We start from the raw sequence: 25,399 nt of genomic DNA, 5'->3' as shown, positions 1-25,399 counted from the left end.
GGGATACCAAGGACAGGGGTCGGACGCTATCACAAATTCGGCCCTCCAAGACGTGGTTCACACGAATGAGCACCGAATGACGAGGCGTGCGCCATCGGAGGCGCGGCAGACGTCCCCACCTCGCCATTGTTTTCGCGGTGCGAGATCCAGACGACACAACGCACCCGCCACCTGGGATCGTCTGTTGCTGAAGATTGCCACGAGGCCGCAAAGGCCCGTGGACCTTCAATGCGTTGCACGACAATTCGGCGGGATGTCCACCGTCATCGGTGGCCGCCTCATTTCACGGGGCGGATTTCAATTGCCTGTCATATGCATCGATCAAAATCGGAGGCATTGGGACAGGAGTTTACCATGAGCGATATGGCGTTACCCGGCTCGATCGAGCCCGCCCTGAAAAAGGGTCCGGACCTCGACAAAGGCTTCCACCCGATGACCGGGGTTATCTATTTGGGCGTGGTTGCGGCCGCGCTGCTGTTCGTTGCCTACAGCATCTATGCCGACGTCGACGCCACCGGCACGCGCGTCACGTCGTTCCTGCCCTACATCATGCTGTTCGTTGCGCTGCTGATCGCGCTCGGCTTCGAATTCGTCAACGGCTTCCACGACACCGCCAACGCGGTCGCCACCGTGATCTACACCCGCTCGCTGCCGGCGCACATCGCCGTGGTCTGGTCGGGCATGTTCAACCTGTTCGGCGTGCTGCTCTCGAGCGGCGCCGTCGCGTTCGGCATCGTGTCGCTACTTCCGGTCGAACTGATCCTGCAGGTTGGCTCCAGCGCCGGCTTTGCCATGGTGTTCGCGCTGCTGATCGCCGCCATCATCTGGAATCTCGGCACCTGGTGGCTCGGCCTGCCGGCCTCGAGCTCGCACACCCTGATCGGTTCGATCATGGGCGTCGGCATCACCAACGCGCTGCTGCGCGGCCGCGACGGCACCTCCGGTGTTGACTGGTCACAGGCGACCAACATCGCCAAGGCGCTGCTGCTGTCGCCGCTGTTCGGCTTCGCGCTCGCCGCCGGCCTGCTCTACGTCCTCAAGATCGTGCTGCAGCGCGCGACGCCGGCGCTGTTCGGCGAGCCGGTCGGCGACCAGCCGCCGCCGTGGTGGATCCGCGGCATCCTGATCCTGACCTGCACGCTGGTCAGCTTCTTCCACGGTTCGAACGACGGCCAGAAGGGCATGGGCCTGATCATGCTGATCCTGATCGGCACCGTGCCGACCGCCTATGCGCTGAACCGCGCGCTGCCCGCGAGCCAGATCGAGCAGTTCGCCGCGCATTCCACCTCGGCCAGCAAGGTCATCGAAGGCAAGGCCGCCGGTTACAACGTGATCGGCAATCCGCGCCCGGCCGTGACCAACTATGTCGCGCAGCACCAGATCAACGAAGGCACCTATCCTTCGCTCGCGGTGCTGGTGCGCGACATCGGACAGCAGGTTGCCCAGTATGGCTCGCTGGCCAAGTTCCCGGCTGACGCGGTCGGCAACACCCGTAACGACATGTACCTGGCGTCCGAGGCGATCCGCTTCCTGATGAAGGACAAGGAAGCCGAGCTGACCGCCGCCGACGTCGCCACGCTGAACGAGTACAAGGGCTCGCTCGATGCCGCGACCAAGTTCATCCCGAGCTGGGTGAAGTTCGCCGTCGCCATCGCGCTCGGCCTCGGCACCATGGTCGGCTGGAAGCGGATCGTCGTTACCGTCGGCGAGAAGATCGGCAAGACCCACCTGACCTACGCGCAGGGCGCCTGCGCCGAGATCACGGCAGCCGCGACGATTGCGGCGGCCGACGGCTACGGCCTGCCGGTCTCGACCACGCACGTGCTGTCGTCAGGCATCGCCGGCACCATGGCCGCCAACGGCTCCGGCCTGCAATGGGCGACGATCCGCAACATCGCGATGGCCTGGGTGCTGACCCTGCCGGCCGCGATGATCCTCTCGGGCTGCCTGTACTACGTGTTCTACCACGTGTTCTGACGCCGAGATGCTTTCGGCGCGGCACCGCGCCGGGTAAGAGGCCCGCAGCTCAGGTGCGGGCCTCTTGCTTTGAGGGTTTTCCGTCATTGCGAGGAGCGATAGCGACGAAGCAATCCATATATCCGCAAATGGCGAGATGGATTGCTTCGCTTCGCTCGCAATGACGAACAAGCCGTAAGCGGCGCGAAGCTGCGTGCTCACGCGGCATAGGCTTTGGCGACGTCGGCCAGCAGGCCGCGGGCCCATTTGTGCAGGCCTGATTTGCCGGTCCGGGCGCTCCAGTACATGTCGATCGAGATCGGCACCCGGAACGGCAGCGCGGCGACATGCAGACCGCCGCGCATCGCCCGCGCCAGGTGATGCGGGATGGTCGCAACCAGCCTCGTGCCGGCGACGATGCGCTCCAGACTATCGTGGTTCGGAAGGCTGACCGCAGGCTCAATCTCGATCTTCCTCGCCTTGAGCGCCTCGAGATAAAGCGGCTGCCACTCGCCGCTATGGGTGATGAAGACATGCTCGGCCTTGGCATACGCCGACAATGCGATCCGGCCGCGCGCCAGCGGATGGGCGGGATCCATCACGCAGACATAGTGATCGGTGAGGATATGGCGCCGAAAGAAGCTTTCGCCGACGACCCCGACCGGACCGAGCACGATGTCGCACTGGTTCTGCTTGAGATGGGCGTCGCCATGGCCCGCGGCGTCGAGCAGGACGAGACGGACTTTTGGCGCGCCGGCACGCAGCCGCGCACAGAACTGCGGCGTCAGGGTCTGCCGTTCGTGATAGTTGCACGAGATCGTCACGCTGCCCTGCGCCGTCGCCGGGTCGAATTTCACCGGTGAGGCAAGCCCGTCGATCTCGTCGATCATATCCCGCGCCCAGCCGACCAGCGCCGCGCAGCGTTCCGTCGCCGTCACGCCATTGCCGTTGCGGACGAACAGCGGATCACCGAGCGCGCCGCGCAGCCGCTCGACCGCGTAGCTGATGGTGGACTGGTTGACGTCGAGCCGCTTGGCAGCCGCCGAGAACGACTGCAGGTCGTAGACCAGTACAAGCGTCCGCAAGGTCCCGATGTCGATCGGATCGATCGAGGAATTGCCCGCCACGCTGCACCTCCCGCCTTGCTGGCGGCCCAGCCTACCACGAGGTCATGGAATATTTCGATGGCCGATATCGGCTCCATCGAATTGAGCGATTGCGGTCCCTGGCGCTAGGCTTCGCAAAAGCGCTCCGGGAGGACCAATGACCAGCACCGTGCCTGTCGTCACTGACATCGCGTATCAGGATCTGCTCGACGACCCCTATCCGATCTTCCGCCGCCTGCGCGAGCTGGCGCCGGCGGTGTTCGTCGAGCCCGCGAAGCTGACGCTGGTGACACGCTTCGACGACATCGTGCGGATCGAGCGCGATCCGGCGACCTACTCGGCCGACAATCCCACCTCGCTGGTCAACAGGATCATGGGCCCGACCTTCATGCGCAAGGACGGCGCTGAACACGCGATCGGCCGCAAGGCAATCGAGCCCTCGTTCCGCCCGGCCACGATCAAGGAGTATTGGGCGCCGAAATTCACCGCGATCGCGGAGGCGCTGATCGATGACCTGTCCACTGCTGGTGAGGCCGATCTGTTCTCAGCGCTGGCCGCGCCGATGGCCTCGCTCAGCCTGATGGCGATGATCGGCTTTCGCGAGATGCCGTGGCAGACCCTGGCCGACTGGTCGCAAGCGCTGATCGACGGCGCGGGCAATTACGCCGCCGATGCAGAAATCGAGCGGAAGGCGATGCAGGCGAGCGCCGACGTCGATGCCGCGATCGACGCGGTGCTCGACGATCACCGCAGCCACCCCAACCCCTCGATCCTGTCCTCGATGGTCAACGCCGATCCGCCGATGCCGATCGAGGGCATCCGCGCCAACATCAAGGTGATCATCGGCGGCGGACTGAACGAGCCGCGCGATGCGATCCTGACCCTCGTGCTCGGTCTCCTGCAAAACCCGGCGCAGAAGGACAGCGTGCTGGCGAAGCCGGAGCTATGGCCGGCCGCGCTCGAGGAGGCGGTGCGCTGGATCTCGCCGATCGGCATGTATCCGCGCCGCGTCACCCGCGATGTCGATCTCTCCGGCACCACGCTGGCCGAGGGCCTTCAGATCGGGCTTTGCGTCGGCGCCGCGAACCGCGACGGCAACCGCTTCGCCGAGCCCGATCGTTTTGATGTGATGCGGCCGAAGCAATCGCATCTGGCGTTCGGCGCCGGACCGCATTTCTGTGCCGGCACCTGGGTGTCGCGGCTCACCGTCGGCAAGATCGTGGTGCCGATGCTGTTCGCGCGGTTGCGCAATTTGCGCCTCCGCGCGGAAGCACCGCCTGCCGTCCGCGGCTGGGTGTTCCGCGGCCCGGTGACGCTGCCGGTGCGATGGGATGCGTGAGGACTACGCCGCCAGCGCGTCCTCGACGATCTTCACGAAGTACGACGTCCCGAACACGATCGCCTCATCGTTGAAATTGTAGGCGGGGTGATGCAGGCCGGCGCTGTCGCCGTTGCCGCAAAAGATGAAGGCGCCGGGCCGCGCTTCCAGCATGTACGAAAAATCCTCGCCGCCCATCAGCGGCGGCATCGTATGCACGTTGCCGTCGCCGGCGACTTCCTTGGCGATGCGGGTCGCGAATTCGGTCTGCGAGGCGTGGTTGACGGTGACGGGATAGCCGCGCTTGTAGTCGAGATCGATCCGCGCGCCGGTCAGTTGAGCCACGCCCTTGACCACTTCGCCGATGCGCTTCTCGATCAATTGCCGGACCTCCGGGGTCAGGGTGCGGACGGTGCCGCGCAGAACCGAGGTCTGCGGAATTACGTTGCGAGCATTGCCGGCGTGGAATTCGCAGATCGAGATCACGGCGGAATCGAGCGGATCGACGCTGCGCGACACGATCGACTGCAGCGCGGTGATCAGTTGCGCGCCGACCATCACCGAATCGATGCATTTATGCGGCCGCGCGGCGTGGCCACCGAGCCCCTCGATGTTGATATTGACCTCGTCGGTGGACGCCATGATCGGGCCGGAGCGGATCGCGAACGAGCCGATCGGAATCCCCGGACCGTTGTGCATGCCGTAAACCTGCTGGACGCCGAAGCGGTCCATCAAGCCGTCCTTGATCATGGCGGCCGCGCCGGCCCCGCCCTCCTCGGCCGGCTGGAAGATCACGACCGCATCGCCGGCGAAATTGCGCGTCTCGGCGAGATAGCGCGCCGCGCCGAGCAGCATCGCGGTGTGGCCGTCATGGCCGCAGGCGTGCATCTTGCCCGGCGTCTTCGAGGCGTAAGGCAGGTTGGTTTCCTCGTGGATCGGCAGCGCGTCCATGTCGGCGCGCAGGCCGATCACCTTGACGTCGCCCTTGGCCGCGCCCTTCTTGCCCTTGATGACCCCGACCACGCCGGTCTTGCCGAGCCCGGTCACGACCTCGTCGCAGCCGAATTCCCGCAGCCGGTCGGCCACGAATGATGCAGTGCGGTGCACGTCGTAGAGCAGTTCGGGGTTTTCATGGATGTTGCGGCGCCAGGCCTGGATATCGGGTTGCAGATCGGCGACGCGGTTGACGATGGGCATGAGAATTCTGGCCTCAGAGGTTGGACGTAAGTCCTGTCTAGCATGCAAGAGGCGGTCCACCCAACAGATGTGGCATGCCTCCAGATTGGGTCCCGCGGCGCGGCAAATGCAGAGCCGACGAAGGCCATCGAAAGCGCCGGGCCGCATGCCCGGACACTGCCCGCATGAAAGCTTCCGCCTTGCCGTAGCGCGACCGGGCATTCATGATCTTGCGATGGAACAGGACCGCACAGACTTCCTCCCGGTTGAAGGCACGCTTAGCCAACTCGCCGCCTGGTCGGACATAGTGCCTCCCGGGAGCCGCGTTTTGGGAGCCAACCTGTTCCTGGACGTATTTTTGGCGGATGCGGCGGGGGCCGTTCACATGCTGGAAGTATCGGCGGGCAAGATAGCAAGGATTGCCGGCTCCGAGGGAGCGTTCCGCGAACGTTGCGTTGATGATGCAGATGGCTGGCTGTTGCGCGCATTGGTCGATCGCTGCCGCTCGGCAGGACTGATCCTCGGCCCTTCCCAGTGCTACGCGTTCACGACGCTCCCCCTGTTCGGGGGCGAGTACACGGTCGACAATATCTGGATGTGCTCTTGTCGAGACTGGCTCGCCTTTACCGCGACCGTGTACGCGGAGACCAAGGACTTGCCGGACGGATCCACCGTCAGGTTCGTTTTTACCGATTAGACGTAAACCGTCGCGTCCGACCAAAGCCTAATGGTGCGGGGAATATCCCGTACGGATACTACCCCAGGTTCCGCACCGAAATCCTCTCGCCTCTCAACAAGGAGCGGCTGCATGACGCCGGATCAGGCGGTCTTGTTTTCCACCATCATCCTGCTGGTGCCGATGGGATACTTCCTGCTGGCGGCGCCGGCGTTCCTGCTTGTGAAGCTCGACGTCCCGCCCGTCACCCGGCTGCTGCGCGGCATGTTCAATGCCTACTTCCTGGTGCTGACGGTCTCGGGCGTGATCGGGACGCTCGCCTTTACCGCAGCGGGCCGGCCGGCCGTCGCGCTTGGCATCGCCTTGATCGCGGCCTTCGCGGTGCTGGCGCGCCGATGGTTCTTGCGGCGGCTCGACGCCGAGGCGGACGCGCGAGACTCAGGCGATCCGACCGCGGTGCGGCGGCTGCGCCGGCTGCATTGGGGCGGCATGCTGTGCAATGCGGTGCAGGTGTTCGTTCTGGTCGGCAGTATTCCCTATATGGCGCCGCTGCCTTGATCGGATCTTGCTCCGCCTGTCCCATATCCGCTTAGGGCGCGGACGAATGGAAGCCAGGTCCGCTTTGCCCTCGAAGCACGGCGCAGAGCAATATCCGCTCTCGTCACGGGGAGCCCACCCGCTAGGCCTCACCTTTCCGATGCGGATCGTATTTCGAAAGCACGTCCTTGAGGTAATCCCGGCTCTTCCATTCTGGTGCAGGCGGCTCGTACCCGGGCCGAGGAACGAACGGATTCGCCGGCACATCCGCTGACACGCCCATCATGTCCGGAATGTAGCGCGGGCAATTCGGAAAGATTTCGCATTTGACGCTGACGACAACCTTCGCACCATGATGCCGGGCAAGCGTTTCCGCGCTGTCGTGGATCGTTGCCTTGCCTCGGATGCGCGCGCGAAACGTCTTGCCATCGAGGCGTACAAACAGCAACCCGACGTTCGGGTTGCGGTGAATATTGCCGAGTGTGCGGTACATGTTGTTGCCGTCATACTCGGGGTATTCAAGCGTGTCGGGCCCGGTGATTCTCACGAAGCCGGGATCGCCACAACGCATCGAACAATCGACGTTGTCCTGATAGCTCGTCGCAATGAAAAAGAAGCGCGTCTCCTCGATCAGCTTGCGCTCCTGTTCCCAGAATTCGAAGTGGAGGCGATGCTTCTCGAGGCCGTCGGCGACGCGACGACCGTCGAAGCGGTCCTGCAGCTCACGCATTCCGTCGTGGTAGAAAGGGGCGCGGATTGTATCTGCCACAGGAATCCTCCAGCAAGTTGAGCAACCGATCTGCAAGTTCTGCGCGACCAGAATGTGCGACGTAGCGGCAGCAGAAAATTTTTTGGGCACGCCCGGACGTAGACGGCTAATTTCCGCGCGCCTGCCGGTCGAATGCGCTCAGCACGGCAAGCGTCATGGCCTCGACACCGGTCTTGATGGTCGGCTCCGGCACCGGCGCGAACAGCGGCGAGTGGTTGGTCGGCAATGGCGGGCCGTTGCCCGCTCGGGCCGCGGCGACGCGCTCCGGCTCGTAGACACCGATGTTGAAGAACATCGACGGCACCCCGGCGCTGACGAATTCCGAATAATCCTCACTGGGCGTGCCGGGCGGTGACGGTGCGAACTTGTCGCCAAACGCCGCCTTCAGCACCTTCTCCGCGGTGCCGACCACGTCCGGATCGTTGATCACGGCCTTGGTCCCTTCGGCGAGGTTGATCTCAGGCTCCGGCGCATTCGACATGGCGGCGACCGCCTTTGCCGTCCGCTCGATGCCCGCAAGCATCTTCGCGCGCACTTCGGGCTTGAAGGTGCGAATGGTGCCGAGCAGCACCACATCATCAGGAATGATGTTTGACGCGGTGCCGCCGTGAATTGCGCCGATGCTGACCACGCCGAATTCGGTCGGATCCTTTTCGCGGCTGATCACGCTCTGAACATCGACGACAAAGCGCGCGGCCATCATCACGGGATCAATGGTCGCCTGTGGCACCGCACCGTGCCCGCCGCGGCCGCGGAATTTGATGTAGAGGCCATCGGCGGCGGATGAGCCGATCCCGACGCGATAGCGCACCGTTCCATAGGCGAACGGGCCATCGTGCAAAGCGAAGCCGAAATTCGGCTTTGGAAATTTCGTGAACAGACCATCCGCCAGCATCGCCTTGGCGCCCGCCACGATTTCTTCAGCCGGCTGGGCGATGAACATCAGCGTGCCGTGCCATTGGTCTTTCAGGCCGACCAGCGTCTTGGCCGTGCCTACCCAGCTCGCCATATGGATGTCGTGCCCGCAGCTGTGCGCCACGAAGGTTTCCCGTCCCTGCCAGATCGTCTTGTCGTGGCTGGCATAGGGAAGGCCGGTCTTCTCTTCCATCGGCAGCGCATCGAGCTCGGTGCGCACCATGATGGTGTGGCCCTCGCCGTTCCTGTAGATCGCGACCAGCCCGGTCTTGCCGACGTGCTCCGTCACCTCGAAGCCCAACGCCCGCATTTCGGCAGCCAGCTTGGCCGCGGTCTTCTCCTCCTGAAACGCGATCTCTGGGTGGGCGTGAATATCCTTGTAGAGCGCGTCGAGTTTCGGATAATCCGCCTCGACCGACTTCTCGATGGCGCCCTTCAGCGCCGCGACATCCAGTTCAGCATTGGCTCGCAGCGGCGAGGACGCGCAGAGCGCGGCGGACGCAAGCAGCGTGAGAACAATCCTATTCATGGCAATCGCTCCAACCGAAGCCCGGATATTGCATCCCGAGCAACCTTGCATCGCCGAGCTGGGCTCGGCTGCGCGATTTAAGCAGGCAAGGTGATGGGAAACAATGACTGATCCAGAGCGTGTGCGCGCCTAACCTGACGTGAGCATCTGGCTGCGGATCTCCTGTGCGGTGCGGCGCAGCGGCAGCAGAAATTTCTTGCGCGCGCCGGCCTCGCTGACCGTGCCAGAGATCGTGTTGACGCTGAGCGCCGCGACCACCGCACCGGCCGGGTCGCGCAAGGGCACGGCAATACCGCAGATCGCGGGATCAAGCTCGCCATCGACCCAGGCATAGCCGTCGTTCTCGACCCGCGTGAGCAATTCGCCGAGACGCTCCGGATCGGTCACCGTGCGCGGCGTGACCTGCTTGAAGCCGCCGGTCGCAAGATAAGCCTCACGGGTGCCGGGAGGCAACGCCGCGAGCATGACGCGGCCGAGCGACACCAGATGCGCGGGCAGCCGGCTGCCGACGCCGAGATTGGCCGACAGAATCCGCCGCGCCGGCAGACGTAGCGCATAGACGATCTCGTCCTCGTCGAGCACCGCCATCGCGCAGGACTCCCCGATCTCGTTGCGCAAATTCTCCAGCGCGCGCTGCGCATGCGCCCAGTAAGGCAATGCATTGAGGTAGGACAGGCCGAGCCCGAGCGCGCGCGGCCGCAAGCTGAAATAGCGCCCGTCGGACGCGCAGTATTTCAGCGCCACCAGGGTCGCGAGGATGCGGCGCGCGGTGGCGCGGTTGAGACCGGCGGTGTCGGCGGCCTCCGCCAGCGTATGCCGGCCCGGCGGTTTGCCAAGCGCCTCGATGATCGAGAAACCGCGCGCGATCGCGCGCACGAAGCCGTCACTCTCTTTGCTCATGGCGTCATCTTGGTGAGGGCGTCGTCCTGCTCGTCACGTCGCAGCCCGCATGGCTGCCTGCACATGACGCGGCGCTGCCCGCTTGTCAGGGGCTTCCGACCGCGCTAGCGTCAATTCATACAGCGAATGAACTGTTCGCCTGGCGAACTGAATAGCAGGAGGATCCTCGATGGCGCAAGCAGAAAGTTCTGCGGCCACCCCGTTCGAAACCGATTTCTGGAAGGACGCGAAACTGCGCAAGGTGTGGGACGACATCGTCCCCGGCGAGCCGCGCAAGACGCTGCCCTACACGCTCACGCAGGAAGCGATCGCGCTGTACTGCCGTGCGGTCGGCGAGACCAATCCGCTCTATGTGGACGAGGCGGCCGCGAAGGCCGGGCCCTATGGCGGCCTGATCGCGCCGCCCGCGATCCATATCCTGCTGATGTTCGCCTGCACGCCGGCCGACGACTGGATGCGCTCGCCGGGCACCGTCAATGCCGGGCAGTCGTGGAGCTACAACATCCCTGCCCGTCCCGGCGACACCATCACCCTGCAGGCCCGCGCGCTCGACAAGTTCATCAAGCGCGAGCGGCTGTTCGTGGTGCACGACAACGTCTTCTTCAACCAGCATGGCGACGTGATCTGCTCGGGTCGCGGCCAGACCATCCGTCCGATGTAAGGAGGATCACGATGACCACAGCGAATTTCGACGCTCTCAAGGCCGGCGACACCATCGACGGCGCCGCCTTCGCGGTCTCGCGCGAATCGATCCGCCTGTTCTGCGATGCATCGCTCGACTACAACCCGCTGCATCTCGACGACAACTACATGAAGGGCGATTTCGGCAAGACCAATTTCGGCGGCATCATCATGCATGGCATGAACAATTTCGGCCTGATCTCGCGCATGCTGACCGACTGGGCGCTTCCTGCGGGCGCGATCCATCGCAGGCTCGAGACGCGCTGGCTGAAGCCGGTGAAGCCCGGCGACACGATTCGCCCGGCCGGTACCATCAAGGCCAAGCAGACCACCGCGAAGTCGCGCTGGGTGCTGGTCGACGTCGCCGTGCAGAACCAGCGCGGCGAGACGGTCGCCGCCGGCGAAGCCATGCTGGAGTTTCCAACGAACGCAAAAGCGAGCTAGCCGCGCGAGCCGAAGCCAAGAGCACGCTCCACTTCGCCTCTCCCCGCGTGCGGGGAGAGGCCGGAACGCATCGTCAGATGCGTTCCGGGTGAGGGGGAGCCTCCGCGAGCGCAGCTATCACCGATGATGCGGAGGAAGCCCCTCACCCCGACCCTCTAAGAGCGAGCTTCGCTCGTCTCGGCCCCGTAAGAACGGGGCGAGGGAGCCCACTGCGCTCGCCGCGCGAACAAACAATCAAAAGAATCACAGAGGAGACTTTCATGCAGGATGCGGCCCAATCGCGGCTCTATGGACGGATCGCCTGGCGCCTGATCCCGTTCCTGCTGGCGTGCTACACGGTGGCGATCATCGACCGCTTCAACATCGGCTTTGCCAAGCTGCAATTCCTGCACGACCTCAACATCGATGACGCGGTGTTCGGGCTTGCCGCCGGCATCTTCTCGGTCGGCTATGTCGCGCTCGAAGTGCCGAGCAATTTGCTGCTGGTCAGGATCGGCGTCCGCAAGACGCTGCTGCGGATCATGCTGCTGTGGGGCACCGTCACCGTGCTGCTCGCACTGGTGCAGAACCAATATCACCTCTATTTGCTGCGCTTCCTGCTCGGCGCCGCCGAGGGCGGCTTCTTCCCCGGCATCTTGTATTACCTGACGCTGTGGTTTCCGGACCGCGTGCGCGGCCGCATGACGAGCCTGTTTGTGATGGCGGTGCCACTCGGCGGCGTCATCGCGGGGCCGCTGTCGGGCCTGATCATGGATCACATGCAGGGCGTCCATGGCCTGCATGGCTGGCAGTGGCTGTTCATCCTCGAGGGCGTTCCCGCCGTGCTGCTCGGCATCGCCGCGTATCTTTATCTCGCCGACGGGCCACAGGCCGCAACCTGGCTCAGCGCCGACGAACGGCGGCAGGTCGCAAGCGATCTCGCCCGCGACCGCGCCGCCACCCCTGGCACCACCCGAAGCTTCGCGGCGGCGCTGCGCGAGCCGCGCGTCTATCTGCTGTCCTTCATCTATTTCGCGTTCTTCTGCTCGCTCAACACCATCCTGTTGTGGACGCCGACGCTGCTCAAGCGCGTCGGCGTCGCCACCACCACCGAGATCGGCTGGCTGAGCGGCGCGATCTCGGTGGCGTCGGCGATCGGCATGGTCGCGATCGGCTACAGCTCCGATCGCACCAGGGAACGGCGCTGGCACGTGGTCGCTTGCGGCCTCGTCGCGGCGGCGTGCTTCATCGCCTTGCAGGCCGCGCAGGGCAGCATCCTCTTGACCGTAACCCTGCTCGCCATCGCCTCGATCGGCATCTTCGCCATTCTCTCCCTGTTCTGGACCATTCCGAACGCGATGCTGGAAGGCAGCGCCGCGGCGGGCGGCATCGCGCTGATCAGCGCGATCGGCTCGTTCGGTGGCGCGGTCTGCCCCGCCCTGATCGGCTGGATGAATGTCGCGACCGGGAGCATCTACGCACCGCTCGCCCTCGTCGGCGCGCTGCTCGCGATCGGTATGCTGACGCTGATTCTCTGTGTGCCCAGGCCCGCGCCCGAGGTCACACTCGCCGAACCCAGCCGTCCCTGATCATCCAGCGCACGCCCGGCATCCACCGCCGGGCTTGTCTCAACCGGCTGCGTCTGGATAGAACTCGATTCTGACTCTGTCAGAACCGAGTTCTATTTTCTTGTATTGACGCGTTTTCTTCACGCGAACCGGGCTCCACTTCGCTCGAAAACGCTATAGAAGGACGTCAACAAAAGACGCTTGCCGGGAACGAGGACATGCCGCGAAGGCTCGAAGGTGATTTCGACTACATTATCGTCGGCGCGGGCACGGCGGGCTGCATCATGGCCAATCGCCTGTCGGCCGATCCGACGAAGCGCGTGCTGCTGCTTGAAGCCGGCGGCAAGGACAACTGGATCTGGTTTCACATCCCGGTCGGCTATCTCTTTGCGATCGGCAATCCGCGCTCGGACTGGATGTTCAAGACCGAGGCCGAGCCCGGCTTGAACGGCCGCGCGCTCGCCTATCCGCGCGGCAAGGTGATCGGCGGCTCGTCGGCGATCAACGCCATGATCTCGATGCGCGGCCAGGCCGCGGATTACGATCACTGGCGGCAGCTCGGCCTCACCGGCTGGAGCTACAGCGACGTGCTGCCGGCATTCAAGCGGTTGGAGGATCACTTCCTCGGCGAAAGCGAGCATCACGGGGTCGGCGGCGGCTGGCGCATCGAGGCGCCGCGGCTGTCGTGGCAGATCCTCGATGCGGTCGGCGATGCCGCCGAGGAGATGGGCATCAAGCGCATCCCCGACTTCAACACCGGCGACAACGAGGGCACCAGCTATTTCCACGTCAACCAGAAGCGCGGGCGGCGCTGGTCGTCGGCGCGCGGCTTCCTCAAGCCGGTGCTGAACCGCAGCAATCTCAGGCTCGAGACCGGCGTGCTGGTCGACCGCCTGATCATCGAGAGCGGCCGCGCCGCCGGCGTTGAGTTCCGCCAAGGCAATGAGACCGTGGAGGCGCGCGCCAAGGGCGAGGTGATTCTCTGCGCCGGCTCGATCGGCACCACGCAGGTGCTGCATCGTTCCGGCATCGGCCCGGCCGAATGGCTGTCGCCGCTCGGCATCGACATCGTGGCTGATGTGCAGGGCATCGGCCATAATCTGCAGGACCATCTGCAGCAGCGCGCGATCTACAAGGTGTCCGGCGTGCGCACGCTGAACGAAACCTACTACAACCTCGTGCGCCGCGGCCTGATGGGCCTCGACTACGCGTTCCGCCGCCGCGGGCCACTGACCATGGCGCCGTCGCAGCTCGGCATCTTCACACGCTCGGATGCGACGCGCTCGCGCGCCAACATCCAGTTCCACGTACAGCCGCTGTCGCTCGACAAGTTCGGCGACCCGCTGCATCGATTCCCCGCAATCACCGTGAGCGCCTGTAATCTGCAGCCGACCTCGCGCGGCACCGTGCGCATCCGCTCGACCGCGCCCGACGACAAGCCGTCGATCGCGCCGAACTATCTGTCGACCGAGGACGACCGCCAGGTCGCGGCCGACGCGATCCGCACCACGCGCAGGCTGATGAAGCAGAAGGCGCTGGAGAAATATCGTCCCGAGGAATTCCTACCCGGCCCCTCGGTCGGCGATGACGACGCCTCGCTCGCCAAGGCCGCCGGCGACATCGGCACCACGATCTTCCACCCCGTCGGCACCGCGAAGATGGGAACGGCCAACGATCCGATGGCCGTGGTCGACGAGCGGCTGCGCTTCTACGGCCTCAACGGCCTGCGCATCGCGGATGCTTCCGTGATGCCGACCATCACCTCCGGCAACACCAACACGCCGACCGCGATGATCGCCGAGAAGGCCGCGGCGATGATCCTGCAGGATGCACGATAGAACGACGATGAACGCCCCGACGCGCATTCTCGTTGGCGATGCCGGCGCGCAGATCGCGCTGGCACGATGGGGCGAGCCGGGCTCCGGCAAACCGCCGGCGCTTCTGCTGCACGGCACCGGCTTTGTCGCCGAAGTGTGGACCGAGGTCGCCGAAGCGCTGGCCGCCGACTACACCGTCTATGCACTCGACCGCCGCGGCCACGGGCTGAGCCACAAGCCGCCGGCCGACCGCTATCAATTCCAGGATTTCGCCGACGATATCCGCATGGTGGTCGAACGCCTCGATCTTCGTGATATCTACGGCATCGGTCACAGCGCCGGCGCGACCGACCTGATGCTCGCCGCGAAGCTGATGCCGGACCACTTCGCGCGGCTGTTCGTAACGGAGCCGACCGCAATGGATCCGCGCACGCCGCGGACCGGCGGCCTGAGCGAGATCGCGAACGCATCGGTGCAAGGCGTACTGCGCCGCCGCGCCGAATTCGACAATGCCGACGATCTGTTCCGGCGATTGCGCGAGGCGCCGGCGTTCGCACCGTGGACCGAGCCGTCGCTGTGGGCCTACGTCCATCACGGCTTTGCGCGGCTCGACGACGGCCGCATGCAGCTGCGCTGTACGCCGGAAATCGAGTCGGCGCTGCTTGGGCCGATCTTCCAGGCGATGGAGCAGATCTACACCGGCGATGCCCGCGGCAATCCATTCCCGTGGTTCTCCGAGATCGCCTGCCCGGTCTGCATCGCCACGGCCGAACAATCATGGCCCATCTACAAGGAGATGGCCGACCGCGCCGCCGCCTTGATCCCGCACGCCAGCCGCTGGACTTTCGAGAACGTTGGCCATTGCGTCGCGCAGGAGACGCCGGAGCTGATGGTGGCCGCGCTCAGGACGTTTGCCGGGCGCGCGGGCTACGACGCCTTCTCATAGGCGCGCTGCGTCCGCACCGGCCTCGAAAGCCGAAGCGAGATCGGTCCAGGCCAGGATTGGTCTGGGCCTGGGCGATACTGACCCGTTGCGCGCCGACGGCAGCCGAACGTCACATCATCGTCGATCGTCGAGTTGCTTCACCGAATAGACCGGTGCGCGCACCGGCTGGATCGTCAGCCGATAGGCGATCAGGTTGGTGCCATCAAATGCTTCAAGCAAATGGTCGCAAACGGGACAGTGATACTCACCCTTGGCGCCGGGTTCGGACCATAGCTCCAACCGCCGGAAACCTGCGCCACAGCACACGCACGTTACATCCGCTTTCCGCACGTTCGTTCTCTCCCTGAGGCGATGCCAACTGTGCAAGAACACGGCCAAAGCGATCGAGATTGGAGAGAAGCCCAACAGAATGCCGCCTGCGAGGCTGATGTCTCCGAACCCGTCCTCATCATCGCCGCTGCAAATCGCGGAGTTCCGGCGCTACAGAACACCTCGGATCAAGGTTGGTTCAACATTTCCGGCTGCGCACGGCCGCAAGCGAAAAAACGTTGGTGAACTCGGCAATGGATGGGGCTGTCGCCTGACTGAGAGGTGACACGACAAGTCACGTAACCTCCGAAGTCCTGCATTCTAAGCAGAGCCGCCTCGACAGCAAAGTGCAGATTGTGCCTGAGGAGATTTGAAAGCAGGCACCTGTCGCGGTTGCGCGAAAGTGCCCGCGGAACCCGGCATCTCGAACGCGATTGCGATCCGTTGATCTACATCAACCCGGCGCTCGTGGTGCGATGCAGTTTCAGGTTCGCAACCTCGTCCGCTAGGGAGGACATGCCATGCTTCGTTGCATCCTCGCCACTCTGGCAGTTCTGCTTCTCGTTGCTGTCTGCCTCGTTCCTGATGACGCCTATGCCCGCCGTGGAGGAGGCGGCGGCTTCCGCGGCGGCGGAGGCGGCTTTCATGGCGGCGCCGGGAGGATGCATGCTGGTGCCGGAAGGATCCATGGCGGCGGAGGATATCGCGCTGCCGGCCGCCCGCGCCCCTCACACCCGATCGCCGGCCGTCCTGGCCGACCGATTGCAGGACGCCCTGGCCGCCCGGTCGCCGGCTATCCCGGTTATGGCGGAGGCTACTATCGACCCGGCTGGGGCTATGGCGCTGCGGCGGCCGGCGCCGCGGCCGCGGCTGGCGCGTACTATGGCAGCTATGGCTACTACGGCAACCAGGGCTGCTATTATGATCGATACGGCCAAATGATCTGCCCGCAACAGCAGTATCAATACTGATCCGGCTGGGCAGTCGTTGGACGGATGGTCAAACCGGAGCGTGCGATCCCGGCGGCACCATGTACAGCGTCATGGCAAAAATCGCATAGATCAGCACGAGCAAGGCGCCAATGAACCATGCCGACCGTCCGCTGTTGGTGATGAAGCAGGACGTCACGGAAGCGATCATGACCATCGTCACGGCGCCCGGCCAGAACTGCAAGTCCATCGGCTTCGGACCGATGACATAACTTAGAAGAACCAGCGCAGGCGCGACGAACAGGGCGATTTGCGAAGCGCTTCCGAGCGCGATGCTGACGCTCATGTCGAGCCGGTTCTTGCGCGCAGCGGAGAACGCCACCGCCATTTCCGCCGCGGCGCCGACCAGCGCGACGATGATGAAACCGACGAACGCCGGGCTCAATCCCAGCGTCTCGCCTGCTTTCTGCACCGAACTCACGAATATCTCGCTGACCAGGGCAACCAGCACCGTGACGGCGAGAAGAGTACCCAACGCAAGTCCGATCGGCCAGCCGGCGCCGCCGGTCTCGCCATGCTCCTCGCTTGCGAACAGCTCCTTGTGTGTCTTGAGCGAGAACAGCAAGCCCAGCCCGTAGGCGAAGATCAGCAGCACGGCGAGGCCCGTGCTGAGTGTCAGCGCCATGGCTTGGCCGCGTGCCGGATCAAGATCGGCGACGGCAGAGGGGGCAAGCAGCGCAATCGTCGCCATCAGAAGCAACGCTGCGTACATCCTCCCACCGGCCCGATTATACTCCTGAACATGATGGCGGAGCCCACCGAGCAGGAATGATGCGCCAAGCATGAAGAGCGAGTTGGTGACGATGGCACCAGCGATCGATGCCTTGACCAGCATGTATTCTCCCGCATGGAGCGCTGCGATCGCGATGATCAGCTCGGTCAGATTGCCCAAGGTCGCGTTGAGCAGGCCTCCGATCGCATCGCCCGTCTTCTCCGCGACGCTCTCCGTCGCGTGGCTGAGAAGGGCAGCCAATGGCACGATGGCGAGGACCGCGAGCACGAACAGGGTTGTGTGGGCGGACGGAGCTGCCGTCTCGACCACGAGCACGATCGGTACGAAGATCAACATCCAAAGCAGCGGATTATGTCGTATTTCCTTGAGCAGAAGGTGCATGGTACCGCCCGGTCGAAACGAGTTGGACAGCACCTTTTTGATCACCACGGGCCGCTCGATCTTGATCTAGCTCAATCCGTCACGATCGTGTCGCCGGCCACGGCTTGAGCCAGGCCGGCCTACGCGAAGTCCCACGGTATTTCCCGAACGGTCAGAAGCGCGTCCATATTTCCCTTTGACCTAGATCAACCTGCGGCTGACCAGCTTGTGGATTTCTTCTCGCGGACATCCACGATAGCAGCTCAGGAGTTCGCAATGACGAGGAACGCAGCCGCCGTAGCGATTGCATTTTTGGTGACGACCTCGTCTCTCGCCTTCGCAGCAGAGACATCCCCGACTGTCGGCGTGGCGTCACCCAGCGCCGCCGACCTGAAGAGCCTGACCGACATGCGCGTCGGCATCGTCAAAGCCGCCCTGCAACTCACCCCCGATCAGGAGAAATACTGGCCGGCCATTGAGGATGCGATCCGTACGCGGGCGAAAAATCGGCAGGCCCGGCTGGAGCGGATTGCCGAATTGCACGAGAACGGCGCGATGGACGGCCTTCATGACGGCAATCCGGTCGAGATGATGCAACGCAGAGCGGACCGGCTGATTCAGCGTGGGACCGACCTCAAGAAACTCTCAGATGCCTGGGAGCCGCTGTACAAGACATTGAGCGATGACCAGAAGCGAAGGATGGCCTTCGTGTCGTTCGCCGTCATGCGCGGCATGCGAAATGCGATCGAGCAGCACGGCGGTCCGGAGGACGAGGACGAGTAGGCCCCGGATGGCGCTGCGCTATCCGGACGACATTCCGCAGCGCGGGGTTTGCCTTGCCGAGACTTCTCGCGCATTCGGGTCACGACGTGACGTCTTGCTGCCTCGTTCAGACGACCTTCAAGTGTCGCCTTCCGTCCTGTGTCGCTCTTCGCTTGCGAATTCCTGAAGCACCACGGGAGTTGAAGCATGTACCGGCATATTCTCATTCCGACGGATGGGTCGGAACTAGCGAAGCATGGTATCGCCCAAGGGATGGCGCTCGCGAAATTCCTCGGAGCGAAGGTATCCGTGATTTTCGTCGTGGAGCCTTTTTCAGAACTGACGGGGCATTTCCGCGACACGGTCGCCAACTATGCTGAGATGCGGAAAGAGCAGGCCACCAACACCTTGAACGACGCGGCGAATGCGGCCAGGGAAGCCGGCGTTACCTGCGAGACGGTGCTGGCGGAGAACGGGCAACCCCATCAAGCGATCATCACAGCGGCCGCGGACAAGGGTTGCGATCTCATCGTCATGTCGTCGCATGGACGCAGCGGACTCTCCATGCTTCTGATCGGCAGTGTGACAAACAAGGTGCTGGCGCAAGCGAAAACCCCCGTGCTGGTTTGTCCGTGAATGATCGGACGCTCGACGAATGAGAGCGTCAGCGCGCAGCGCCAGCCAAAAGAAAACGCCGTCCCCTAGCGGGGACGGCGGAAGCCACTCACGCAGTACTGAAACTATTATTAGTTGTTGCCGTGGTGCTCGGCGTGATGCCGGCTGGCCTCGGTTTGGTGATGCTGGGCATGGCTGGCGTGACCATGGGCGCTGTGCGCGTGATGCGCCGCCTTGTGGTGATCACCGGCTTCGTGGTGCTTGGCGGCTTCGCGGTGATGACGCGCCGCGTGCTCGTGGTGCTCAGCCGCCTTGTGATGATGCTCAACGCCTGCGTGGTCGCTCATGAAGATCTCCCGGTGTGGCGAATAAAGTCTGCCATTCTTATGCAGGAGCGCTGACATTATGCTGACGGCTGCAAGACAGCTTTGTTGCGGCCGTTCATCTATGTTGCAGGGCATGGCCATGTTGCGGCGCGCATCAGCGCCGCTGCGCTCGTCGGCCGCCTGTCATTCCGGCGGCGGAAAGCGTTCGATGGTCGGCAGCTCATGCGCCGCTTCCATCCAGCGCAGCCGCTCCGCGACTTGGATATGCATGGTGGCCGGCACCGCATCGGGATCGTCATAGGTGCCGCTCTGGATGTCGATGAACCCGGGCAACATGTTGCCATTGGTGTAGAAAAGCCCGGTGCCGCAGTTCGCGCAGAAATGCCGCCGGCCATGCTCCGAGGACCGGTAGGTGCTGGGCTGCCCCTTGGTCGCCTTGACCATGTCTTCTGCGACCATCACCCAGCCGACCATCGGCGCGCCGGCATGGCGCCGGCAATCGGTGCAGTGACACAGCGCATGGACGACCGGTTCCCCGGTCACCTGGTAGCGAATCTCGCCGCAGTGACAGCCGCCGGTGACGTCAGCCATGGTTTCCTCCGACCGATCAGTGGTTTGCCGGAGTCGATAGCGTTGCCGCCCCCAAGCCTTCAATGGCGCATCTTGCCCTTGCGGCCACCTGTCGCGCCGGCCGTGTGGCCGCTCATGAGACGGCCGGCTTTCCGGCTCTCACGAAGTCGTCATCCCGGCCCTCAACCCCCTCCAAAGCCCCGGGAATAAACCCTTAGGCCCGCCGATCACCTCCCCGGAAACCCAATCCCTGGGCCCATGGGAGACTTGTCATGAGCGGACACGATCACGATCACCACGATGAAGAGAAAGGCGTCAGCCGACGCAAGGTGCTGGAATGCATGACCTGGGCCGGCACCGGCGTGCTCTGGACGGTCACCGGCGGCGTGCCGCATTCGCTCGGCATCGTCGGCTCGGCGGCCGCAGCCGAAGCCACCACCGGCATGACCTTCATGCAGATCAGCGACAGCCATGTCGGCTTCGACAAGCCGGCCAACCCGAACGCCATCGGCACGCTTGAAGAGGCCATCAACAAGGTCCGGGCGATGCAGGTCAAGCCGTCGTTCATGATCCACACCGGCGACATCACGCATCTGTCGAAGGCGTCCGAATTCGATGACGCCGATCGCATCATCTCGCAGGCCAAGCTCGACGTGCATTACGTGCCGGGCGAGCACGACTTCATCGACGAGGAGGTCAAGCTCTACAAGGAGCGTTACGGCAAGGGCACCAAGGGTCCGGGCTACTATTCCTTCGACGCCGGCGGCGTGCACTTCGTCGGTCTCGTCAACGTCGTCGACCTCAAGGGCGGCGGCCTCGGCAATCTCGGCAACGAGCAGCTCGAATGGCTCGAGAACGACCTCAAGGGCCGCTCGAAGTCGACCCCGATCGTGCTGTTCGCCCACATCCCGCTGTGGACGGTCTATCCGCAATGGGGCTGGGGCACCGAGGACGGCGCCCGCGCGCTGGAATACGTCAAGGGCTTCGGCTCGGTGACCGTGCTCAACGGCCACATCCACCAGGTGATGCAGAAGGTCGAGGGCAACGTCACCTTCCACACCGCGCGTTCGACGGCCTTCCCGCAGCCGGCGCCAGGTGCCGCCCCCTCGCCTGGCCCGATGAAGGTCGAGGATGCCAAGCTGCGCAGCATGCTCGGCGTCGCCAGCATCAACTTCAAGCAGAACAGCCAGCCGCTGGCGATCATCGACACGCCGTTGCAGGGCTAAGGGACGAGACCGATGAGTTCGATCAATCGACGCGACTTCGGTATCGCCGTGGTCGCCGCCATGCTGCTGCCTGTCACGGCGGCGCGCGCCGAAGACGTCGCGGTCCACATCGACAACTTCTCGTTCGCGCCGAACCCGCTCGACGTGAAGGTCGGCACCACCGTGACCTGGACCAACCGCGACGACATCCCGCACACCGTGGTGTGTGCGGGAAAATTCCGCTCCAAGACCATGGATACCGACGGCACCTTCTCGTTCACCTTCACGGAGCCCGGCGAGTACAAGTATTTCTGCTCGCTGCATCCGCACATGACAGGCAGTATCAAGGTTGGGTAACGTGACCACCCATACGATCACAGCGATGCCCGGCCGGTGGCCCTCCGCCCCCGGCCGGGCACAAGCCGTCTCTCGACATGCCGGGCAGGACACGATGGTTGTCAACGCGTCGCAAGACGATCCCGAAAAGGCACGGCGCTTCCGCGAAGCCGCGCTGCCGTACCTTGACGACGCCTACACCCTGGCACGCTATTTGTTGCGCGATGCCGCCGACGCCGAAGATGCGGTGCAGGAATGCTATCTGCGCGCCTACAAGCATTTCGACAGCTACCGTGGACCTGCGATGAAGCCGTGGCTGTTTGCGATCCTGCGCAATGTCTGCCGCGCCGAATATGCCCGCCGCAAGACCGCCCCCACCGCGGTCGAGGAGCTGCCCGAGGGCGGCGATCAGACCCCGCTGTGGAACGAGGCGCCGGAGACACCGGAAAAGCAGCTGCTGCGCCGGTTCGACGGCGACACCGTGCGCAAGCTGGTCGCGGCGCTCGCCGAACCGTTCCGCGAGACCTTCGTGCTCAGGGAAATTCAGAATCTTTCTTACCGCGAGATCGCCGATGTCGCCGCCGTGCCTGTCGGCACCGTAATGTCCCGCCTCGCACGCGCCCGCGCCATGCTGCGATCGGCCTGGCTCGCGGAACAGGAGCAAGTGAAATGAACTGCGAGGAAGCCGAAGTGCTGGTCCACGCGCTGATCGACGGCGAACTCGACGCCGGCCATGCACGCGAAGTGGAAGCCCATATCGAGGGTTGCGCGCATTGCGCCGCCCTGATGAAGGAGTATCAGGAGATCCGCCAGGCGATCGCCGAGAGCGACGTGCGCTACAAGGCACCGCTCGAGCTGCGCCGCAAGATCGAGAAGTCGTTGCCGCAGCCGCAGGCGGCGCCGACCCGGCGCTCGGTGCTGCGCGGCTTCGCGATGGGCTCAGCCGTGTCGGCGATGGCCGCGACCGGCCTCGTCGCGATCGTGCTGCGCAATGACGACGAGCAGCGCATCGAAAACGAGGTGGTGTCGGCACATCTGCGCTCGCTGCAGGCCGGCCACCTGATCGACGTGGTCTCGACCGATCAGCATACGGTCAAGCCCTGGTTCAACGGCAAGCTCGACGTCTCGCCGCCGGTGATCGATCTCACCGCGCAGGGCTTTACCCTGATCGGCGGCCGGCTCGACTACGTCAACGCCCGCGAGATCGGTGCGGTGGTCTACAAGCGGCGCCAGCACGTCATCAACCTGTTCGTGGCGCAGACGGCGAGCACCGAGCGGAAGTCCGCGAAGATCTCGACCTTGCAGGGCTTCAACATCCGGCGCTGGAGCGACCGCGGCCTGAATTACTGGGCGGTCAGCGATCTCGGCGCCGACGAGCTGACCGAGTTCGGCGACAAGTTCGAGAGCGCGATGCACGCGAACAAGGAAGGTTGAGCAAAGCGGCTAACGCTTCGTCATTGCGAGGAGCGAAGGGACGAAGCAATCCATAACTCCACTTGCCGCGCGATGGATTGCTTCGCTTCGCTCGCAATGACGGACGAGACAGTCATGTAGCCCGGATGAAGCGAAGCGAAATCCGGGAACAGTCTCGCAAGGAACGCCCCCCGGATTTCGCTTCGCTTCATCCGGGCTACAGGTTCGAGCTTACGCCGACTTGCGCACCGCGTTGTCGACCAGCGTCTTGCCGAGCGACCAGATCGCGCCGGGCACCTTGTGGCTGCCGGCGATCACGTCGTCGAACGACTTCTCGATCCAGTTGCAGTCCTCTTCGGTGATCACGAGCGGCGGCAGCAGCTTGATGGTGTGGAGGCCGTGGCCGGCGACCTGAGTCAGGATCTTGTGATCCTTGAACAGCGGCACCGTAATCAGCTGGCAGAACAGGCCCTTGTTGGCGGTCTCCAGCAGATTCCACGACGCCTTGAGCCGCAGCGATTTCGGCGGACCGAACTCGACGCCGATCATCAGGCCCTTGCCGCGGACTTCCTTCATCAGCTCATAGCCGGGCACCATGCGCGTCAGCGCAAGGCGGAGCTCGGCGCCGCGTTTGGCGGCGTTCTCGACGAGCTTCTCGGCCTTGATGACATCGAGCGTGGCAATACCGGCAGCCATCGCCAGATCGTTCTTGGCGAAGGTCGAACCGTGCACGACCGCGCGATCCATCTGGTTGAAGATCTTGTCGAAGATGTTCTTGCGCGTCAGCAGCGCGCCGATCGGTACGTGGCCGCCGGACAGCGCCTTCGCCAGCAGCACCATGTCGGGCTCGATGCCCCAATGCTCGATCGCGAGGAACTTGCCGGTGCGGCCGATGCCGGTCTGGATCTCGTCGGCGATGAACAGCGTGCCGTATTTACGGCACAGCGCCAGAGCGCCGGGCAGGAACTCGTCGGTGGGCATGTTGACGCCCTTGCCCTGGATCGGCTCGACGATGAATGCGCCGACCTGGCGCGACGACAGCGCTTTTTCGAGCGCCTCGAGATCGTTGTAGGGGATCGCGGTGCAGCCGGGCAGCAGTGGCTCGAAGCCGCTGCGGAAATTCGTATCATCGGTCAGCGACAGCGCGCCGTAGGACAGGCCGTGGAACGAATGCCCGCAATAGACGATACCGGGACGGCCGGTGGCGCCGCGCGCGAACTTGATCGCCGCTTCGACGGTTTCGGCGCCGGAATTGGCGAAAAACACCTTGTCCAGATATGGGACATATTCCAGGAGCCGTTCCGCAAGCACGCCGGCGAGCGTCGAGACGTCGAGCTGCACCAGATTCGGCAGATCGGCGTCGAGCACGCTCTTCAGCGCCTTGCGCAGGTCCGGATGATTGCGACCAATCGCAAAAACGCCAAATCCGCTCAATAGATCGAGGTAACGAGCCCCCTGACGATCGAAAAGGTATTGGCCTTGCCCCTTCTGGAAGCCGACGTCATAGCCGATGGTCTTGAGGACGCGAACGAGCTGCTCGTTGAGGTGACGCGTGTGCATGGCACCGCGCTGCCCCTCGCGCTCCACAAAAATCTCGGAAACGTCTAAATTGGAACTTACCATTCGTTACATACGTCGGTTGATGGCCATCTCGTCAACTTAAAACGCTCGCTAGCGGCGTTTTGACCCCCGCTCGGATCGTCTAGTTAAGCACAGGTTTGGACCATGTTGCACTGCCCAAGAACTTTCGCGCGTACAATAGCCTTTTCAGGTTTATTTTTGGCCACCGTATTATCACCGGCACTTGCAGCGGACCCGACCGGCGACTGGAAGGTCGCAGACGGTGTCGCCACCATCCGCGTCGCCCAGTGTAATGGCAACATGTGGGGTGCGGTGTCCTGGGAAAAAACCCCCGGCGGCAAGGATAAGAACAATCCTGATCCGACGAAGCAAAGCAGGCCGACGCTTGGCATGCCGATCCTGATCGACATGAAGAAGAAGGCCGGCGCCGATGCGTGGGAAGGCCAAGTCTACAACGCGAAGGACGGCCAGCTCTACAGCTCGACCATCAAGCCTGTCGGCACCGATCAGCTCGAGATCCAGGGCTGCGTGCTGGGCTTCCTGTGCGGCGGCGAGACCTGGACCCGCGTTGGTCCGCCGATCCCGGTCAGCGTCGCCGGCAGCCCGCCTGCCGCGGGCAGCCCGGCAGCGAAGGGCGCCCTGCCCAAATCGGCAGCGCCGCAGAAGACCACCGGCGCCGTGCCGCCTGCCACCAAGCCGGGTCAAAAGCAGGCAGCCAATGCCCCAGGCGCCGCCAATGCGTCTGCTGATGTCGTGGGCGATATCTGCCTGCTGCCGGACATCGTGCGACCGACGCATTGACGGAGGGCAGCTGGCAACGCCGCGCGCGAGCCCGCTAGCTGCCTCGTTGGCGCATCCCTGAAATCACGGCTCGGCGGCGCCT

General features: G+C 64.1%; 27 protein-coding genes. 18 read left to right on the top strand and 9 right to left on the bottom strand.

Annotated features, from left to right (window positions below):
• Nucleotides 1–354: 354 nt before the first annotated feature.
• Complete coding sequence (locus Q0030_RS18850; protein ID WP_298370084.1) at nt 355–1,977, top strand: inorganic phosphate transporter; 1,623 nt, start codon at nt 355–357, stop codon at nt 1,975–1,977.
• A gap of 197 nt (nt 1,978–2,174) precedes the next feature.
• On the opposite strand, the gene Q0030_RS18845 is transcribed toward Q0030_RS18850, so the two are convergent.
• Entirely contained in the window at nt 2,175–3,083 is a 909-nt protein-coding gene (locus Q0030_RS18845) for a LysR family transcriptional regulator (RefSeq protein ID WP_298370081.1), read from the bottom strand.
• Between the two features lie 136 nt (nt 3,084–3,219).
• Here Q0030_RS18845 and Q0030_RS18840 point away from each other — a divergent pair, with 136 nt between their 5' ends.
• A complete protein-coding gene (locus Q0030_RS18840) occupies nt 3,220–4,401 on the top strand; it encodes a cytochrome P450 (RefSeq protein WP_298370079.1) in 1,182 nt (393 codons plus the stop codon).
• A gap of 3 nt (nt 4,402–4,404) precedes the next feature.
• Here Q0030_RS18840 and Q0030_RS18835 read toward each other — a convergent pair whose 3' ends face one another.
• A complete protein-coding gene (locus tag Q0030_RS18835; RefSeq protein WP_298370075.1) occupies nt 4,405–5,577 on the bottom strand; it encodes a M20 aminoacylase family protein in 1,173 nt (390 codons plus the stop codon).
• A gap of 214 nt (nt 5,578–5,791) precedes the next feature.
• Here Q0030_RS18835 and Q0030_RS18830 point away from each other — a divergent pair, with 214 nt between their 5' ends.
• Nucleotides 5,792–6,253, top strand: a complete 462-nt coding sequence (locus tag Q0030_RS18830; protein ID WP_298370072.1) for a T6SS immunity protein Tdi1 domain-containing protein — start codon at nt 5,792–5,794, stop codon at nt 6,251–6,253.
• A gap of 111 nt (nt 6,254–6,364) precedes the next feature.
• On the top strand, nt 6,365–6,790 hold the full coding sequence (locus Q0030_RS18825; RefSeq protein WP_298370069.1) for a hypothetical protein: 426 nt from the start codon (nt 6,365–6,367) through the stop codon (nt 6,788–6,790).
• A 121-nt stretch (nt 6,791–6,911) separates the two neighbouring features.
• Here Q0030_RS18825 and Q0030_RS18820 read toward each other — a convergent pair whose 3' ends face one another.
• The 3 genes from Q0030_RS18820 to Q0030_RS18810 all read right to left on the bottom strand — a co-directional run bounded on the left by Q0030_RS18820 (nt 6,912) and on the right by Q0030_RS18810 (nt 9,882).
• Complete coding sequence (locus Q0030_RS18820) at nt 6,912–7,538, bottom strand: pyridoxamine 5'-phosphate oxidase family protein (protein WP_298370066.1); 627 nt, start codon at nt 7,536–7,538, stop codon at nt 6,912–6,914.
• A gap of 106 nt (nt 7,539–7,644) precedes the next feature.
• Nucleotides 7,645–8,982 (bottom strand): amidohydrolase, encoded by a 1,338-nt coding sequence (locus tag Q0030_RS18815; protein ID WP_298370063.1) that lies wholly within the window; start codon nt 8,980–8,982, stop codon nt 7,645–7,647.
• A gap of 129 nt (nt 8,983–9,111) precedes the next feature.
• On the bottom strand, nt 9,112–9,882 hold the full coding sequence (locus tag Q0030_RS18810; RefSeq protein WP_298370061.1) for an IclR family transcriptional regulator C-terminal domain-containing protein: 771 nt from the start codon (nt 9,880–9,882) through the stop codon (nt 9,112–9,114).
• 169 nt (nt 9,883–10,051) lie between these two features.
• On the opposite strand from Q0030_RS18810, the gene Q0030_RS18805 reads away from it, so the two are divergent.
• The 5 genes from Q0030_RS18805 (at nt 10,052) to Q0030_RS18785 (ending at nt 15,317) form a co-directional block, all read left to right on the top strand.
• A complete protein-coding gene (locus Q0030_RS18805) occupies nt 10,052–10,543 on the top strand; it encodes a MaoC family dehydratase (RefSeq protein ID WP_298370058.1) in 492 nt (163 codons plus the stop codon).
• Between the two features lie 11 nt (nt 10,544–10,554).
• Complete coding sequence (locus Q0030_RS18800) at nt 10,555–11,007, top strand: MaoC family dehydratase (RefSeq protein WP_298370055.1); 453 nt, start codon at nt 10,555–10,557, stop codon at nt 11,005–11,007.
• A 260-nt stretch (nt 11,008–11,267) separates the two neighbouring features.
• Entirely contained in the window at nt 11,268–12,575 is a 1,308-nt protein-coding gene (locus Q0030_RS18795; protein ID WP_298370053.1) for an MFS transporter, read from the top strand.
• 197 nt (nt 12,576–12,772) lie between these two features.
• Nucleotides 12,773–14,392: a GMC family oxidoreductase N-terminal domain-containing protein gene (locus Q0030_RS18790; protein ID WP_298370050.1), complete on the top strand. Its 1,620-nt coding sequence runs from the start codon at nt 12,773–12,775 to the stop codon at nt 14,390–14,392.
• 7 nt (nt 14,393–14,399) lie between these two features.
• Nucleotides 14,400–15,317, top strand: a complete 918-nt coding sequence (locus Q0030_RS18785; RefSeq protein WP_298370047.1) for an alpha/beta hydrolase — start codon at nt 14,400–14,402, stop codon at nt 15,315–15,317.
• Between the two features lie 114 nt (nt 15,318–15,431).
• On the opposite strand, the gene Q0030_RS18780 is transcribed toward Q0030_RS18785, so the two are convergent.
• On the bottom strand, nt 15,432–15,647 hold the full coding sequence (locus Q0030_RS18780; RefSeq protein ID WP_298370044.1) for a hypothetical protein: 216 nt from the start codon (nt 15,645–15,647) through the stop codon (nt 15,432–15,434).
• A 500-nt stretch (nt 15,648–16,147) separates the two neighbouring features.
• Between Q0030_RS18780 and Q0030_RS18775 the strand changes: the two genes are divergently transcribed.
• On the top strand, nt 16,148–16,597 hold the full coding sequence (locus Q0030_RS18775; RefSeq protein ID WP_298370041.1) for a hypothetical protein: 450 nt from the start codon (nt 16,148–16,150) through the stop codon (nt 16,595–16,597).
• Nucleotides 16,598–16,625: 28 nt separating this feature from the next.
• On the opposite strand, the gene cax is transcribed toward Q0030_RS18775, so the two are convergent.
• Nucleotides 16,626–17,729, bottom strand: coding sequence for a calcium/proton exchanger (gene cax / locus Q0030_RS18770; protein ID WP_298370127.1), 1,104 nt, complete (start codon nt 17,727–17,729; stop codon nt 16,626–16,628).
• Between the two features lie 207 nt (nt 17,730–17,936).
• Between cax and Q0030_RS18765 the strand changes: the two genes are divergently transcribed.
• The 3 genes from Q0030_RS18765 (at nt 17,937) to Q0030_RS18755 (ending at nt 19,486) form a co-directional block, all read left to right on the top strand.
• A complete protein-coding gene (locus Q0030_RS18765; protein ID WP_298370038.1) occupies nt 17,937–18,491 on the top strand; it encodes a Spy/CpxP family protein refolding chaperone in 555 nt (184 codons plus the stop codon).
• Nucleotides 18,492–18,677: 186 nt separating this feature from the next.
• The gene (locus Q0030_RS18760; protein ID WP_298370036.1) at nt 18,678–19,106 is read left to right on the top strand and encodes a universal stress protein; all 429 of its coding nucleotides are present in this window, start codon (nt 18,678–18,680) and stop codon (nt 19,104–19,106) included.
• A 137-nt stretch (nt 19,107–19,243) separates the two neighbouring features.
• Nucleotides 19,244–19,486, top strand: a complete 243-nt coding sequence (locus Q0030_RS18755) for a hypothetical protein (RefSeq protein WP_298370033.1) — start codon at nt 19,244–19,246, stop codon at nt 19,484–19,486.
• A gap of 108 nt (nt 19,487–19,594) precedes the next feature.
• Here Q0030_RS18755 and Q0030_RS18750 read toward each other — a convergent pair whose 3' ends face one another.
• The gene (locus tag Q0030_RS18750; RefSeq protein ID WP_298370031.1) at nt 19,595–20,002 is read right to left on the bottom strand and encodes a GFA family protein; all 408 of its coding nucleotides are present in this window, start codon (nt 20,000–20,002) and stop codon (nt 19,595–19,597) included.
• Between the two features lie 251 nt (nt 20,003–20,253).
• Here Q0030_RS18750 and Q0030_RS18745 point away from each other — a divergent pair, with 251 nt between their 5' ends.
• The 4 genes from Q0030_RS18745 (at nt 20,254) to Q0030_RS18730 (ending at nt 22,956) form a co-directional block, all read left to right on the top strand.
• Nucleotides 20,254–21,207, top strand: coding sequence for a metallophosphoesterase (locus tag Q0030_RS18745; protein ID WP_176532574.1), 954 nt, complete (start codon nt 20,254–20,256; stop codon nt 21,205–21,207).
• Between the two features lie 12 nt (nt 21,208–21,219).
• Nucleotides 21,220–21,543: a cupredoxin family copper-binding protein gene (locus Q0030_RS18740; protein ID WP_050626217.1), complete on the top strand. Its 324-nt coding sequence runs from the start codon at nt 21,220–21,222 to the stop codon at nt 21,541–21,543.
• 94 nt (nt 21,544–21,637) lie between these two features.
• A complete protein-coding gene (locus tag Q0030_RS18735; protein WP_298370023.1) occupies nt 21,638–22,195 on the top strand; it encodes a sigma-70 family RNA polymerase sigma factor in 558 nt (185 codons plus the stop codon).
• Nucleotides 22,192–22,956 (top strand): anti-sigma factor, encoded by a 765-nt coding sequence (locus tag Q0030_RS18730; RefSeq protein ID WP_298370020.1) that lies wholly within the window; start codon nt 22,192–22,194, stop codon nt 22,954–22,956. The genes Q0030_RS18735 and Q0030_RS18730 overlap by 4 nt, the downstream gene beginning before the upstream one ends.
• Before the next feature lie 210 nt (nt 22,957–23,166).
• On the opposite strand, the gene hpnO is transcribed toward Q0030_RS18730, so the two are convergent.
• On the bottom strand, nt 23,167–24,558 hold the full coding sequence (gene hpnO / locus Q0030_RS18725; RefSeq protein ID WP_298370017.1) for an aminobacteriohopanetriol synthase HpnO: 1,392 nt from the start codon (nt 24,556–24,558) through the stop codon (nt 23,167–23,169).
• A gap of 102 nt (nt 24,559–24,660) precedes the next feature.
• Between hpnO and Q0030_RS18720 the strand changes: the two genes are divergently transcribed.
• Nucleotides 24,661–25,317, top strand: coding sequence for a DUF2147 domain-containing protein (locus Q0030_RS18720; RefSeq protein ID WP_298370014.1), 657 nt, complete (start codon nt 24,661–24,663; stop codon nt 25,315–25,317).
• The last annotated feature ends 82 nt before the right edge of the window (nt 25,318–25,399 follow it).

It is taken from the genome of uncultured Bradyrhizobium sp. (assembly GCF_947648125.1).
Lineage (GTDB): Bacteria > Pseudomonadota > Alphaproteobacteria > Rhizobiales > Xanthobacteraceae > Bradyrhizobium.
This window is presented reverse-complemented; position numbering and strand designations above follow the sequence as displayed.

Bases quoted from the DNA above. Each gene is read 5' to 3' on its own strand.
- Q0030_RS18850 (WP_298370084.1), top strand. From the start codon at position 355: ATGAGCGATATGGCGTTACCCGGCTCGATCGAGCCCGCCCTGAAAAAG.
- Q0030_RS18840 (WP_298370079.1), top strand. From the start codon at position 3,220: ATGACCAGCACCGTGCCTGTCGTCACTGACATCGCGTATCAGGATCTG.
- Q0030_RS18835 (WP_298370075.1), bottom strand. From the start codon at position 5,577: ATGCCCATCGTCAACCGCGTCGCCGATCTGCAACCCGATATCCAGGCC.
- Q0030_RS18830 (WP_298370072.1), top strand. From the start codon at position 5,792: ATGGAACAGGACCGCACAGACTTCCTCCCGGTTGAAGGCACGCTTAGC.
- Q0030_RS18825 (WP_298370069.1), top strand. From the start codon at position 6,365: ATGACGCCGGATCAGGCGGTCTTGTTTTCCACCATCATCCTGCTGGTG.
- Q0030_RS18815 (WP_298370063.1), bottom strand. From the start codon at position 8,982: ATGAATAGGATTGTTCTCACGCTGCTTGCGTCCGCCGCGCTCTGCGCG.
- Q0030_RS18810 (WP_298370061.1), bottom strand. From the start codon at position 9,882: ATGAGCAAAGAGAGTGACGGCTTCGTGCGCGCGATCGCGCGCGGTTTC.
- Q0030_RS18805 (WP_298370058.1), top strand. From the start codon at position 10,052: ATGGCGCAAGCAGAAAGTTCTGCGGCCACCCCGTTCGAAACCGATTTC.
- Q0030_RS18800 (WP_298370055.1), top strand. From the start codon at position 10,555: ATGACCACAGCGAATTTCGACGCTCTCAAGGCCGGCGACACCATCGAC.
- Q0030_RS18795 (WP_298370053.1), top strand. From the start codon at position 11,268: ATGCAGGATGCGGCCCAATCGCGGCTCTATGGACGGATCGCCTGGCGC.
- Q0030_RS18790 (WP_298370050.1), top strand. From the start codon at position 12,773: ATGCCGCGAAGGCTCGAAGGTGATTTCGACTACATTATCGTCGGCGCG.
- Q0030_RS18785 (WP_298370047.1), top strand. From the start codon at position 14,400: ATGAACGCCCCGACGCGCATTCTCGTTGGCGATGCCGGCGCGCAGATC.
- Q0030_RS18775 (WP_298370041.1), top strand. From the start codon at position 16,148: ATGCTTCGTTGCATCCTCGCCACTCTGGCAGTTCTGCTTCTCGTTGCT.
- cax (WP_298370127.1), bottom strand. From the start codon at position 17,729: ATGCACCTTCTGCTCAAGGAAATACGACATAATCCGCTGCTTTGGATG.
- Q0030_RS18760 (WP_298370036.1), top strand. From the start codon at position 18,678: ATGTACCGGCATATTCTCATTCCGACGGATGGGTCGGAACTAGCGAAG.
- Q0030_RS18755 (WP_298370033.1), top strand. From the start codon at position 19,244: ATGCCGGCTGGCCTCGGTTTGGTGATGCTGGGCATGGCTGGCGTGACC.
- Q0030_RS18750 (WP_298370031.1), bottom strand. From the start codon at position 20,002: ATGGCTGACGTCACCGGCGGCTGTCACTGCGGCGAGATTCGCTACCAG.
- Q0030_RS18745 (WP_176532574.1), top strand. From the start codon at position 20,254: ATGAGCGGACACGATCACGATCACCACGATGAAGAGAAAGGCGTCAGC.
- Q0030_RS18740 (WP_050626217.1), top strand. From the start codon at position 21,220: ATGAGTTCGATCAATCGACGCGACTTCGGTATCGCCGTGGTCGCCGCC.
- Q0030_RS18735 (WP_298370023.1), top strand. From the start codon at position 21,638: ATGGTTGTCAACGCGTCGCAAGACGATCCCGAAAAGGCACGGCGCTTC.
- Q0030_RS18730 (WP_298370020.1), top strand. From the start codon at position 22,192: ATGAACTGCGAGGAAGCCGAAGTGCTGGTCCACGCGCTGATCGACGGC.
- hpnO (WP_298370017.1), bottom strand. From the start codon at position 24,558: ATGGTAAGTTCCAATTTAGACGTTTCCGAGATTTTTGTGGAGCGCGAG.
- Q0030_RS18720 (WP_298370014.1), top strand. From the start codon at position 24,661: ATGTTGCACTGCCCAAGAACTTTCGCGCGTACAATAGCCTTTTCAGGT.